Raw genomic sequence first — 12,835 nt, forward strand, 5'->3', positions numbered from 1 at the left:
AAGTTCGTGGCGTGAGCGAGAACACCCACGACAAGCTGCCCATCCGGATGCTCCATGACCGTGTGCTGGTCAGGACCGACTCCCCTGAGGGTGAGCGGCGCTCCGGCGGCGGGATCCTGATTCCGGCGACCGCCGCCGTCGGGCGACGGCTGGCCTGGGCCGAGGTGGTCGCGGTCGGCCAGAACGTGCGGACGGTCGAGACCGGGGACCGTGTGCTGTACGACCCCGAGGACCGCGCCGAGGTCGAGGTCCGGGGCGTGGCGTACGTACTGATGCGGGAGCGCGATCTGCACGCTGTCGCCGCCGACCGGTTCCAGGGATCCGAGGACTCGACCGGTCTGTATCTCTAGAGGAGGTCTCTGGAGGAGGTCTCTGGGGGAGATCACTGAAGGATTCTCCGGAGGATCTCCAGTGGATCGCTGAAGGGCCGCTGGAAGATCTACCGCAGGGCGGGCCGGAAGGCCTGAGGCCTGGTGACCATGGTCACCAGGCCTTTTTGTGCTGCCGCGCCCTTTGTTACCTTGGGGGACCCCGACGAGACGCGCCGTACCGGGCTGACGCAAAGACGACGCACCGCTGTTGTTCCGTCTCTCGGAGGTGTCGTCATGGCCTGGGTTCTGCTCGTTGTCGCCGGTCTGCTCGAAGTCGGCTGGTCGATCGGGATGAAGTACACCGACGGTTTCACCCGGCTGTGGCCCAGTGTGTTCACCGGTATCGGGATCGTCGGTTCGATGATGTTGCTGTCGCACGCGGCCAAGACGCTGCCGATCGGGACGGCGTACGGCGTGTGGGTCGGTATCGGCGCGGCCGGTGCGGCGGTGCTGGGGATGGTCGTGCTGGGGGAGCCGGCGACCGCCGCCCGGATCTTCTTCGTCTGTCTGCTGCTGGTGGCCGTGGTGGGGCTGAAGGCGACCTCGGGCCACTAGCCGCGGGGGCACGGGGGCACGGGGGCACGGGCGCCAGGGCTTTGGAGGGCCGACCCGGCGGGGCGTGGGCGGGGCGGCCCGGCGTGAAGGTGGCAGGCCCTCCTGGCTGCGGCCCGCGTCTGCGGTCGGGCGGGCTCAGGCCTGAGGCCCTCGGTCGGCAGCCCGCGGTCCCCGGCTGCCGTCGGCGACCTGTCGTCTAGGCGCCCGGAGGCCGACCTCCCGGGCCCGACCCGTCCCCGCCCCCGGGCGACCCTCCCGGCCCTCCGGTCCCCCCAGGCCCCCCAGGCCCTCCCGGCCCTCCGCTCCCGCCGGGCCCGCCGGCCCCTTCCGTCCCGGCGCTCGTCGTACCACCGCTCGTGGGCGCTCCAGGTGTCAGGCCGCCGGTGCCCGGCCCGCCCGTGTCCGCGCCCCCGGCCGGTGACCCGCCCGTCGCGGGCCCGCCCGTGGTTGGTCCCTGCGTCTGGCCAGCCGTGACGGGGCCCCCGCTGATCGGACCGCCCTGTGTCTGGCCGCCGGTGACCGGCCCGCCCGTCGTCGGGCCGCCCGGCGCCGCGCCGCCGGACGTGGGCGCGGCGGGCCCCTGTCCGCCGGGGCCCTGTCCGCCCTCCGCACCGCCGTTGCGGCCGGGGTGGTGGGGGTCGTGCGGACCCGGGCGCTCGTCCAGGGCCGGCATCTCCTCCGCGCCTTCCGCCAGCTGGAGATCGAAGTCCTCGGCGGGGGTGCCCTCGAGCGCGTCCCTGGTGAACTGGCCCCAGATCTCCGCCGGCGCCCCGCCTCCGTTGACCCGCTCCACTCCCATAGCCCCGTACAGCGGCATCTGCGTTCCGGTGTCAGGGTCCTGGCCCATCACCGTGACGACGGTGGCGAGATCCGGCGTGTAGCCGGCGAACCAGGCCGCCTTGTCGTCCTCCGCCGTACCGGTCTTCCCGGCGGCTGCCCGTCCGGCCGACAGCGCGGCCGTGCCGGAGCCGCCTTCGACGACGCTCCGCAGGATCGAGGTGGTGGTGTCGGCGGCCTCGCGGCTGACGACCTGCTTCATGTCGACCGCCGGGAGTTCGACCTCCGCGCCGTCCTTGGTCATCTTCTCGACGAGGCTGTACGTGCCGTGTCTGCCGTGGTTGGCGAGGGTCGCGTACGCCTCGGCCATGTCGAGGGCGCTCGCGGTGGCGGGGCCGAGCGCGATCGAGGGGTAGGCGCCGAGGTCGGGGGTGGACGCGGGGAGACCGAGGGCGACCGCGGTCTGCTTGACCTTGTCGGGGCCGACGTCCACCGCCATCTGCGCGTACACGGAGTTGACCGAGCTGTCGGTGGCGGCGCGGACGGTGAGGAGACCGTACCCGGCGTCGTCCTCGTTGGAGGGGGCGTACTCGCTGCCGCTCCAGCCCTGGACGGGCCGCTTGTCGGAGCCGTCGTAGATCGTGTTCGGGGTGATCCGCAGGCCGTCCTGCGTCACCGAGCCGTGCTCGACCGCGGCGGTGAAGACGAACGGTTTGAAGGTGGAGCCCACTTGGTAGTCGCGGCGGGTGGCGTTGTTGACGTACTGCTTGGTGTAGTCGATGCCGCCGTACATCGCGACGACCTTGCCGGTGGCCGGCTCGATGGCGGCTCCGCCGACCCGTACGTTCCTGTCGATGCCCCCGTCCCTGTTCAGCTTGGACATCACCTGGTCGTCGACGGCGTGGACGAAGGCGTCCTGCTTCGACCGTTCCAGGGTGGTGGTGATCCGGAAGCCGCCGCCCGCCAGGGTGTTCTCGTCGATGATGTCGTTGCTGGTGAGGTAGTCCTCGACGGCCTGGACGACATAGCCGCGCTGTCCGGACAGACCGATCGCGGGCCTGACCTTGTGCGGTGGCGGGAAGGCCGTGCGGGAGCGGTCGGCGTGGGTGAGCCACTTCTCCTTGACCATGCCGTCGAGCACGTAGTGCCAGCGGGCGAGCGCCTCGGCCCTGTTCTCGGGGTGGGTCGCGACGTCGTACGCGCTGGGGGCGTTGAGCAGAGAGGCGAGATAGGCCCCCTGCGCGGTGTCGAGGGCGGCGACGTCCTTGCCGTAGTAGGCGCGCGCGGCGGCCTGGATGCCGTAGGCGTTGCGGCCGAAGAAGCTGGTGTTGAGGTATCCCTCGAAGATCTCGTCCTTGCTCTTCTCGCGGTTGAGCTTGATCGCGATGAAGAACTCCTTCACCTTTCGGGTGACGGTCTGCTCCTGTCCCAGGTAGTAGTTCTTGACGTATTGCTGGGTGATGGTGGAGCCGGACTGCTTGCCCTTCCCGGTCACGGTGTTCCAGGCGGCGCGGACCATCGCCTTGGGGTCGACGGCGCGCTCCGTGTAGAAGTCGCGGTCCTCGGCGGCGAGTACGGCGTGCTGGATGCTCTTGGGGATCCGGGCGAGCCGGACGTTCTCGCGGTTCACCTCGCCGTCGCGGGCGATCTGACTGCCGTCGCTGTAGAGGTACTCGTTGGACTGCGCGGTCGCGGTGGCGTTGGCGGGCGGGATGTGGACGAGCATGTAGCCGGCGACGAAGCCGCCGGTCAGCAGGAGTGTGAGGAGCAGGAACGCGCCGAGCGTCATCCGCCAGGTCGGCAGCGCGCGGCGCCAGCCGGTGCGCCGGGGGCGCTTCCCGCCCTTGCGCGCCTTCGGGTCCCGCGGTGCGGGGGCGGCGTCCGGGACGGTGGGGTCGCGGGGTTCCCAGCCCTGCTGCTGCGGCTCGTCACTCATGACTGTGGAGACTCCTCGGACGCGGTCGGCATTCGCTCTCCGGCATAACGGCGTCGTATCGGGCGATTACCGTGATCGACCCATAGTGCACTTCTTCGGGTGATCACCCCTGGAACAACTCGGCTCCCAAATCGGTCGCGGGCGTCCGGGTGGGTGAGTAGGCTCGTGCGCTTTGGTGTCCGCTGCGGAGAGGGGCGTGACGTGCGGCTCTACGCGGTCGTGGCGGCGGGTGGGTTCCGGCGCTATGCGACGTACCGGACGGCGACGGCGGCGGGGGTGTTCACCAACACCGTCTTCGGTTTCATCGTGGCGTACACGTATATAGCCCTCTGGGACGAACGCCCACGGCTCGGCGGCTACGACCAGTCCGAGGCGCTGACCTATGTGTGGCTCGGCCAGGTGCTGCTGATGACCTGCGCGATGCTGGGCGGTGGCTTCAGCGACGAACTGGTCGAGCGCATCCGTACGGGTGACATCGCCATCGACCTGTACCGCCCCGCCGACCTCCAACTGTGGTGGCTGGCGGGCGACCTGGGCCGGGCGGCCTTCCACTTCCTGGGGCGGGGCCTGCTCCCGCTGGTTTTCGGTGCGCTCGCCTTCGACCTGGTCCTGCCCGTCAATCCGCTGACCTGGCTCGCCTTTCTGGTGTCGGTGGCGCTGGGCGTGGTCGTGAGCTTCGGGGTGCGCTATCTGGTGGCGCTGTCGGCGTTCTGGCTGATGGACGGCTCGGGCGTGACCCACATCGCGTCGCTGGCCGGCCTGTTCTTCTCCGGGATGCTGCTGCCGCTGACGCTGTTCCCCGGCGTGCTGGGCGAGGTGGCACGGCTGCTTCCCTGGTCGTCGCTGCTCCAGGTGCCGGCGGATGTCTTCCTCGGCAAGCACACGGGGTGGGGGCTGGTGGAGGCGTACGCCTTCCAGGTCGGCTGGGCGGTGGCGCTGCTCGGCGCGGGGCGGCTGCTCCAGTCGCTCGCGACGCGGAGGGTGGTGGTGCAGGGTGGCTGAGCCGGGAGTGGTCGGGGCGGCTGGTGGGGCTGAGGCGGTTGAGTCGGGCAGGGCTGGGGTGGTTGGCGGGTCTGGGGTGGGTGCGGCTGAGGTGGTTGGCTGGTCCGGTGTGGTCGGCTCGTCCGGTCGTCTCGCCGTGCTGCGGGCGGGGCTCAGCGCGTACGGGCTGATCGCCATGATGTGGATCCGCTCGACCATGGCGTACCGCGCCTCCTTCGCGATGACCGTGTTCGGGAACTTCGCGGCGACCGCCTTCGACTTCGTGACGGTCATGCTGATGTTCACGCACACGAAGGCGCTCGGCGGCTACGGCCTCGCGGAGATCGCCTTCCTGTACGGCCTGGCCGGCACCGCCTTCGGGCTGGCCGACCTTGTGATGGGCTCGATGGACCGGCTGGGCCGCCGGGTGCGGGACGGCACCCTGGACACGCTCCTCGTACGGCCGGTGCCGGTGCTCGCCCAGGTGGCGGCGGACCGGTTCGCGCTGCGCCGGCTCGGCAGGATCGCGCAGGGGCTGCTGGTCCTCGGGTACGCCCTGGTGGTTCTGGACATCGACTGGTCGCCGCTGAAGGTGCTGATGGTGCCGCTCGCGCTGCTGAGCGGCACGGCGATCTTCTCGGCGTTGTTCGTGGCGGGCGGGGCGTTCCAGTTCGTGGCGCAGGACGCGGCCGAGGTGCAGAACGCGTTCACGTACGGCGGGAACACCCTCCTTCAGTACCCGCCGTCGATCTTCGCGAAGGACCTGGTGCGCGGGGTGACGTTCGTGGTCCCGCTGGCCTTCGTGAACTGGCTGCCCGCGCTGTATGTGCTGGGCCGGCCGTATCCGCTGGAGCTGCCGGAGTGGCTGGCCTTCCTGCCGCCGGTGGTGGCGGCGGTGTGCTGTGGGCTGGCGGGAATGGCGTGGCGCGTGGGATTGCGTTCGTACCGGAGTACGGGGAGCTGAACATGGACGGCAGGGAATCGGACGTGGCGGAGCTGGGCGGCGGCAGGGAGGCGGGGGTGGCGGAGCCGGCCGCCGAGGGGTCGGGGCTCGTCGAACCGGGCGGCAGGGAGCCGGGCGGCAGCGAGCCCGGGGTCGTCGAACCGGACCGCGCGGGGGCGGGGTTCATCCAGCTGGACGGGGTCGAGAAGGTCTTCGACGTACGGCGGCGGGTCGCGGGCAGTCGGCTGCGGCGGGAGAAGCAGCAGGTCAGGGCCGTCGACGGAATCAGCTTCCGGGTCGAGCGCGGGGAAATGGTCGGCTACATCGGCCCCAACGGCGCGGGCAAGTCCACGACCATCAAGATGCTGACCGGCATCCTCACCCCGAGCGGTGGCCGGCTGCGCGTCGCCGGCATCGACCCGTCGCGGGAGCGCACCCGGCTGGCTCGGAGGATCGGCGTGGTCTTCGGGCAGCGCACCACGCTCTGGTGGGACCTGCCGCTGCGCGACTCGTACCGCCTGGTCCACCGGATGTACCGGATCCCGGACGCCCGCTACCGCGAGAACCTGGACCGCTGCGTCGAACTTCTCGACCTCGGCGAGCTGTTGGACGTCCCCGTACGGCAGCTCTCGTTGGGCCAGCGGATGCGCGGCGACATCGCGGCGGCGCTGCTTCACGACCCGGACGTGCTCTACCTCGATGAGCCGACGATCGGCCTCGACGTCATCTCCAAGGCGAAGGTCCGTGACTTCCTGCGGGACTTGAACGAGGCGAAGGGCACGACCGTGCTGCTGACGACCCATGACCTGACCGACATCGAGCAGTTGTGCAAGCGCGTGATGGTGATCGACCACGGGCGGCTGATGTACGACGGTGCGCTGGCCGGGCTCCATGAAGTGGGGGAGAGCGAGCGGACGCTGGTGGTCGATCTCGAGCGGGAGAGCGAGCCGATCGCGCTCGATGGCGTACGGGTGGTGAAGGTGGAGGGACCACGGCAGTGGCTGGCGTTCCCGGCGACGGAATCGGCGGCGCCGCTTGTCGCGGCGATCGCCGCGAAGTACCCCCTGGTGGATCTCTCGGTGAGAGAGCCGGACATCGAATCGGTGATCGCGAAGATGTACGCCGGGAGGTCCTGACCTCCGCGCACTAGGCTGATCGTATGACGAGTGAACTCCCTGAGATGCGAGCGTCGGATGCCGAGCGGGAGAGCATCGCCGAGCGGTTGCGCGACGCGGTTGCGGAGGGCCGCCTCGACATGGAGGAGTTCGAGGAGCGACTGGACGCGGCGCTCAAGGCGCGCACGCGGGGCGAGTTGGAGCCGCTGGTCCGTGACCTCCCCGCGCCCGGCGGCGCGTTGGACACCGGCAGCGCTGTGACCTCGGGCGGAGTGGCGGGATCGGCCGTGGCGACGGGCCCGGGCGCCTGGTCTTCCCGTATCGGAAAGCAGCCCACGTCGAAGGGCGCGTTCGCGTTCTGGGGAGGCTTCGGGCGGGGCGGCACGTGGACGGTTCCCCGGATCTTCAACGCCGTAGTGCTCCAGGCGGGCGGCGAGATCGATCTGCGCGAGGCGAACTTCGAGGACCGCGAGATCGTGATCCGGTGTGTGGCGGTCATGGGCGGTATCGAAGTGGTCGTACCGCCGGATCTGCACGTCGAGGTCACGGGATTCGGATTCATGGGCGGCTTCGACCACCGGGGGGCCGGGGAGGGCACGCCGGGCTCGCCGCGGGTGCGGATCACCGGATTCGCGCTGATGGGCGGCGTCGGGGTGGCACGGAAGCTGCGGAAGGCGGACAAGCTGCGGCAGAGGGAGGAGCGGCGGCTCGAGGAGGAGCGGCGCCGCCGGAAGGAACTGGGCTGAGGGGTGCGGGGGGTTCGGGGGGCGTGCTGATGGGCTGCGGGGGTTTCCGGAGGGGTGCGGGCTGTAAGGCGCGGCGAGGACGTGGGCCGGGGGCCGGGTGCCCGGGCCGGGGGAGCCGGGGGCTCTACGGGGTGAGCGTCGGGGCCGGTGTGGCAGGGGCCCGCCCGGCTCGGGGGAGCAGCGCTTCCAGCGGGATGGACGCACCCATCCGGCGGTATCCCGCGTCGTTCGGATGGAGCCCGTCCCCGGAGTCGTAGGCGGGGCTGAGCCGCTCGGGCGCCCGCGGATCGCGCAGCGCCCGGTCGAAGTCCAGTACGTCGTCGAAGAGGCCGCCTCTCCGGATCCTCTCGTTGACCGCCTCCCGTACGGGTTCCAGGTCGATCACGTCACCGTGCCGGCCGCCGAACGGCGGCAGCGTCGCCCCTACGACCCGCAGCCCGCGCGACCTCGCCCGGCCGGCCAGCGCGGCGAGGCCCTCGGCGATCCGGCCGGGGTCGTGCTGGTGCGGCCCGCGCAGGATGTCGTTGACTCCGAGGGCGATGACGACGGTCCGGGTACCCGGGCGGTCGAGCACGTCGCGCGCGAAGCGGGAGACGCCGCTCGGGCCCTTGCCGTTCAGCAGCAGCCGGTTGCCGCCGATGCCGGCGTTGAGCACACCGTACGGCTGCGAGGCCCGGCGCAGCCGGTCGGCCAGGACATCGGGCCAGCGGCCGTTGGTACCGGGGGTGGAACCGGCGCCGGCCGTGATCGAGTCGCCGATGACGGTGATCGCACCGGGGGAGCCGGAATTGAGTACGTCGACGGCGGCGAGGTGGTGCCATGAGGTGGTCCGCCGGGTATACGCGCCGGGTGCGGGGTCCTGCGTACGGTCGCCGTCGGCGAGGTACGAGGTCTGCTGCGCGCGGGTGTGACGGGTGGCTGGTCCGTGCGGCGCGTAGACGGTGACGAGCAGATCCCCGTCGTAGGGAACACGGAAGGCGAGCGGGTCGCTGACGGCCTCGCCGTGGGCGGGCACGGCCACCGACCGGTGACCGGAGAAGGTCACGGCCCGCAGCGTGCCGGGAACGGCGGCGGCGCCTTGCGCCCGTACGGCCAGGGAGACGTGCTCGACGTGGAGTGCCTCCCGGCCGAAGAGGTTGGAGAGGGTGAGCCGGGCGTGGGTACCGCCGATGCTGGTGTGGACGACGTTGCGGACGGAGCGGGGGGTGGAGGGTGCCTTGGTGGAGTCGACGGGGGCGGCGGCCCAGGTCCCGACCCAGCGCTTCTCGACCCGATGCCCCTCGACCCGGTGCTCTTGCCCATGGTCCTTCGTCGGGCCGTCGGGCGAGGCATCACCCACGGCGCCGCAGGCGACGGCGGCGATGACGGCGAGGAGTACGCCGATCAGGGCGGCGCTGTGGCGTCGTGTCGTCATGGCACATCCATCCCCCGGTGTCGTGGTGCCGGGAACTCGATGTGCGTCCCGGGAGTACCTCAGGTAGGGACAATACGTATATGTACGCGGCACACGCGGACGGGTGGAGTGGATGGACCGTAGGGACCACAGCGACGACCCCAACAAGCAGGACCCCAACAAGCGCGGCCAGAACGCGTCTGGCCAGAAGGCGTCAGGCCAGACCGGGTCGGGCCAGGCCGGGTCGGGCGAGGCCGGGTCGGGCGAGGCCGGGTCGGGCCATGCAGGGTCAGGCGAGGCCGGGGCGGGCCTTGGGAAGGCGGCCCTCGACGGGACGCGCCTCGAGGGGACGGGTATCGGCGGGACAGGGCTCGGCGGGGCGGGCTTCGGTGGGGCGGAGGGGAGTGCAGGCGTTGGCGTGAGGCCCCGTCCGCCGCTCGTCGCGTTCGCCTACACCGCCGCGGACGAGGAGCGGCAGCGCGGCGTCCGCCGGATGAAGACGACAGCCACCGGCCTGCTCCTCCTGGTCGCCCTGATCTACGTCCTGGCCACCTGGGCGGACAACGCGGACCTCGGCGGCTGGCCCGCCTATGTCGCGGCGGCGGCCGAAGCGGGGATGGTGGGCGCGCTGGCGGACTGGTTCGCGGTGACGGCGCTGTTCCGCCGACCTCTGGGCCTGCCGATTCCGCACACCGCCATCATCCCGACGAAGAAGGACCAGCTGGGGAAGACCCTCGGGTCGTTCGTGGGCGAGAACTTCCTTTCCTCGGAGGTGGTACGCGGCCGGCTCAGCGCCTTCGGTATCGCCGGGCGCCTCGGCGCCTGGCTCGCCGAGCCGGCCCACGCGGACCGCGTCACCGCCGAACTCGCCACGGCCCTCCGCGGCGCGCTCACCGTCCTGCGTGACTCCGACGTCCAAGCCGTCGTCGGCGAGGCGATCACGCGCCGCGCGGACGCGGCGGAGGTCGCGCCGGTCATGGGCAAGACCCTGGAACGGATCGTCACGGACGGCGCTCACCACCGCGCCGTCGACCTGGTCTGCGGGCGCGCCCACGACTGGATGGTGGAGCACCGCGACTCGGTGATGGACGCGGTCGAGGGCGGCGCCCCGGGCTGGACGCCCCGCTTCGTCGACAAGCGGGTCGGCGAGCGGGTCTACAAGGAACTCCTGCGCTTCGTCACCGAGATGCGCGACATGCCGGGCCACCCGGCCCGCGGCGCGATCGACCGCTTCCTGACCGACTTCGCCGCCGACCTCCAGGCCGACACGGACACCCGCACGCGGGTCGAGCGCCTGAAGTCGGAGCTGCTGGCCCGGCCCGAGGTCCAGGACATCATCGCGTCCGCCTGGGCATCGGTCCGCGGCATGATCATCTCGGCGGCGGAGGACGAGCGCAGCGAACTGCGTCTGCGGGCCCGCGCCTCGCTCATCTCTCTGGGCGGCCGGCTGGTGACCGACGGCCGTCTCCAGTCGAAGGTGGACGGGTGGGTCGAGGACGCGGCGTCGTACGTCGTCACGACGTACCGCGGTGAGATCACCTCCCTGATCAGCGACACGATCGCCGGCTGGGACGCCGACCAGACCTCGAAGAAGATCGAGGCCAACATCGGCCGTGACCTGCAATTCATCAGGATCAACGGCACGGTGGTCGGCGCGCTTGCGGGCCTGTTGATCTACACGGTCTCGCACGCGCTGGGCGGGTGAGGAGGCTGGGGTTGGACGCGCCAGGCCTTGAGGGCGGCGCGTGGTGGGCGCGGTGTGCCGGGCGGGGGCCGGTAGGGCGGTGAGTGGGGGCATGGTGCGGGCTGGGGCGCGCCAGGCCTTGAGGGCGGCGCGTGGTGGGCGCGGTGTGCCGGGCGCGGGCCGGTGGGGCGGTGAATGGGGGCATGGCCCGGGCGGGGGGCCTGTCGCGGGCGGGGGCCGGTGGGCGAGGGCGGGTGAACGGGCCCTGCCCTTCCCGTTCACCCGCCGGCCACTGTGGGGAGGCGCTCTCCAGTACGGACGGCAAGGCCGCCGCGTTCAGCCCCGACCGGAGAACCTCGCCCAGTCGGCCACTTTGCTCAGCGGTGGTCGTCGCGGGTGACGGCCCAGGAGGCCACCGCGACCGCCCCGGCCACGGTGAACACGGCGGGCCAGGCGCCGACCTTCTTGGCGAGGGGATGGGACCCGGCGAACGCGGCCACATACGCGGCGCTCAGCCCTACCGCGGCCCTGTTTCCCGCCTGCCGCTGCCAGTCCCGCGCCGCGACCGCCCCGGCGGCGGCGAGGGCGATGCCTCCGAGGGGCCGCTTCTTGGTCCACCGGGCCACGCCGTACCCGCCGACGAGCCCGCTCGCCGCCACGACCGCCGCAGGAATTTTCGCCATCGCCGTACCCCTTCACTGACGTTCACTCGCGCTGTGGTGCTGCCGACCGCCACGGTACGCGCGCCCCGCGCACCGCTGACGCGGCGCCCCAGCGGAGCGAGAGCGAGCAGGTAGCAGAGGCCGCCGACCGGCAGCAGGTCCAGGCTGGCTGCCATCGCGACCGTGCCGAGTACGACCAGGATGAGCGAGCGGACGGCATCCCGGCCGGTGAGGGCGGCGAGGAGGGTGATGATGCCTATGTACAGAAAGACAGGTCCGACGGTGTACACCACCGGCATGACGCCGGGTATGTCCTGCACCTGCGCGAACATCTCCTTCATCTCGGGCTTGTCGGCGGCGCGAAGGCCCACGACGAGGTCGATCCCCGCCTGAGCGAGCGCTGCGCCCACACCCACGAACGCTGCTATCAGCCCGGCCGACGCGACGCGCCGCCGGACCGGGCCGCCGGAGTCGGCTGCCATCCGGCGCAGTCCCACGCAGGCAGCCCCGAAGAACAGCACACTCACGAAGAAGGCGATGTGCCCGGTGGTCCAGCCGACCCCGGGGGCCTTGGACCCCTCTACCAGCAGGCGGATGGAGCCGTATGCGATGAGGAGGACGGGGGCGGCGATGAAGGAGAACCGGGTGAGCGCTGCTCGATCTGTCATGACTCAAGCGTGACGCTCACCCGGCCCCCGTCACCATGGGTGATCACCATGACAACACCCTGAGAGCAACCCCGAGGTGACTCAGGGTCATGCCGCGATCACTCGCAGCCCACCCCGTCCCCGTCGCGGTCGAGATGCCTCCCGTACCCGGGGTCGCCGCGATGAACGGGCGCGGCGCCGGCGGCACGTGCGGCAGAGCAGTTCTTGTAATACGTACTGCCACCGCCTCCACTCCCGCCGCTGTCTCCGCCGCCCCCGCTCGTACTGCTGCCCCCGCTGTCTCCGCCACCGGAGTAGGGCTCGCAACCGACCCCGTCCCCGTCGCGGTCTAGATGGCTCCCGTACCCCTCGTCACCCCGCCGCACCGGCGCGGCACCCGCCGCTCGGGCCGCGTCGCAATTGCGGTAGTACACCTCATGCTTCGGAGCGACGGGCTTCTTCGACGCAACCGGCTTGGGCGTCGGCGTCGGCGCGGTGACGGTGATACGCACAACGGCGGTGCCACCCACCGCGCCCGGGCCCGTCGGGCTCAGCCGGTACGTGAACGCGTCCTTGCCGCTGTACCCGGCTGTCGGCGTGTAGGTGACCTGAGCACCCTTGAACTCGGCGGTGCCGTGACTGGGCGCGGAGTCCACCGTGAGGCGGTACTCGGTCTCCTTGAGCACCTCCGTCAGCGGTTGAGAAACCGCCGAACCACCCGCCGTGGCGGTGTCGTTGTCGAGTACGGCGATGACCAGGGGCGTCCCCGCGTCAGCACTCTTCTCGTCATCGACGAGCACGGTTGCCGCCCGGACCGTCGCCGACGGACTCGCCGAGACGCTCTCGACGACCCTGTTCTTGCCCTGTCCCTCCGTGCCCTCGCCCCCCTCGCATCCCACGAGCCCCACGGTCAGCACCACTGACGCGACGACCAGCCCACCACGCCCGCGTATCGCTCCTCTTCGCACAAGCCCCCCAAAGGCAGTCGGAGTTGGAGAAGGGGGCCGATGCTTCCACGTCATGAG

General features: G+C 71.4%; 12 protein-coding genes and 1 riboswitch. Of the genes, 7 read left to right on the forward strand and 5 right to left on the reverse strand.

Annotated elements, in window-relative coordinates:
• Positions 1–11: 11 nt before the first annotated feature.
• A complete protein-coding gene (locus ACZ7J0_RS24375; protein WP_468710809.1) occupies positions 12–350 on the forward strand; it encodes a GroES family chaperonin in 339 nt (112 codons plus the stop codon).
• A gap of 154 nt (positions 351–504) precedes the next feature.
• A riboswitch (guanidine-III (ykkC-III) riboswitch) is annotated at positions 505–575 on the forward strand.
• A 30-nt stretch (positions 576–605) separates the two neighbouring features.
• A complete protein-coding gene (locus ACZ7J0_RS24380; RefSeq protein ID WP_470890633.1) occupies positions 606–926 on the forward strand; it encodes a DMT family transporter in 321 nt (106 codons plus the stop codon).
• A gap of 196 nt (positions 927–1,122) precedes the next feature.
• Here ACZ7J0_RS24380 and ACZ7J0_RS24385 read toward each other — a convergent pair whose 3' ends face one another.
• The gene (locus tag ACZ7J0_RS24385; protein ID WP_470890635.1) at positions 1,123–3,639 is read right to left on the reverse strand and encodes a transglycosylase domain-containing protein; all 2,517 of its coding nucleotides are present in this window, start codon (positions 3,637–3,639) and stop codon (positions 1,123–1,125) included.
• Between the two features lie 201 nt (positions 3,640–3,840).
• Here ACZ7J0_RS24385 and ACZ7J0_RS24390 point away from each other — a divergent pair, with 201 nt between their 5' ends.
• The 4 genes from ACZ7J0_RS24390 (at position 3,841) to ACZ7J0_RS24405 (ending at position 7,424) form a co-directional block, all read left to right on the forward strand.
• The gene (locus tag ACZ7J0_RS24390; RefSeq protein ID WP_470890637.1) at positions 3,841–4,641 is read left to right on the forward strand and encodes an ABC transporter permease; all 801 of its coding nucleotides are present in this window, start codon (positions 3,841–3,843) and stop codon (positions 4,639–4,641) included.
• Between the two features lie 91 nt (positions 4,642–4,732).
• On the forward strand, positions 4,733–5,584 hold the full coding sequence (locus ACZ7J0_RS24395; protein WP_470890639.1) for an ABC transporter permease: 852 nt from the start codon (positions 4,733–4,735) through the stop codon (positions 5,582–5,584).
• 2 nt (positions 5,585–5,586) lie between these two features.
• Positions 5,587–6,699, forward strand: coding sequence for an ABC transporter ATP-binding protein (locus ACZ7J0_RS24400; protein WP_470890641.1), 1,113 nt, complete (start codon positions 5,587–5,589; stop codon positions 6,697–6,699).
• Positions 6,700–6,722: 23 nt separating this feature from the next.
• Positions 6,723–7,424 (forward strand): DUF1707 SHOCT-like domain-containing protein, encoded by a 702-nt coding sequence (locus ACZ7J0_RS24405; RefSeq protein ID WP_470890643.1) that lies wholly within the window; start codon positions 6,723–6,725, stop codon positions 7,422–7,424.
• Positions 7,425–7,548: 124 nt separating this feature from the next.
• On the opposite strand, the gene ACZ7J0_RS24410 is transcribed toward ACZ7J0_RS24405, so the two are convergent.
• Entirely contained in the window at positions 7,549–8,838 is a 1,290-nt protein-coding gene (locus tag ACZ7J0_RS24410; RefSeq protein ID WP_470890645.1) for an SGNH/GDSL hydrolase family protein, read from the reverse strand.
• 112 nt (positions 8,839–8,950) lie between these two features.
• Here ACZ7J0_RS24410 and ACZ7J0_RS24415 point away from each other — a divergent pair, with 112 nt between their 5' ends.
• Positions 8,951–10,522 carry a DUF445 domain-containing protein gene (locus ACZ7J0_RS24415; RefSeq protein ID WP_470890647.1) on the forward strand — a complete coding sequence of 524 codons (1,572 nt, stop codon included), beginning with the start codon at positions 8,951–8,953 and terminating at the stop codon, positions 10,520–10,522.
• 356 nt (positions 10,523–10,878) lie between these two features.
• On the opposite strand, the gene ACZ7J0_RS24420 is transcribed toward ACZ7J0_RS24415, so the two are convergent.
• The 3 genes from ACZ7J0_RS24420 to ACZ7J0_RS24430 all read right to left on the reverse strand — a co-directional run bounded on the left by ACZ7J0_RS24420 (position 10,879) and on the right by ACZ7J0_RS24430 (position 12,718).
• Positions 10,879–11,127, reverse strand: a complete 249-nt coding sequence (locus ACZ7J0_RS24420; RefSeq protein ID WP_470890771.1) for a hypothetical protein — start codon at positions 11,125–11,127, stop codon at positions 10,879–10,881.
• Positions 11,019–11,831, reverse strand: coding sequence for a hypothetical protein (locus ACZ7J0_RS24425; RefSeq protein WP_470890781.1), 813 nt, complete (start codon positions 11,829–11,831; stop codon positions 11,019–11,021). The genes ACZ7J0_RS24420 and ACZ7J0_RS24425 overlap by 109 nt, the downstream gene beginning before the upstream one ends.
• A gap of 98 nt (positions 11,832–11,929) precedes the next feature.
• Positions 11,930–12,718, reverse strand: coding sequence for an excalibur calcium-binding domain-containing protein (locus tag ACZ7J0_RS24430; protein ID WP_470890651.1), 789 nt, complete (start codon positions 12,716–12,718; stop codon positions 11,930–11,932).
• Between the last annotated feature and the right edge of the window lie 117 nt (positions 12,719–12,835).

This window comes from Streptomyces sp. NPDC038280 (assembly GCF_055600045.1).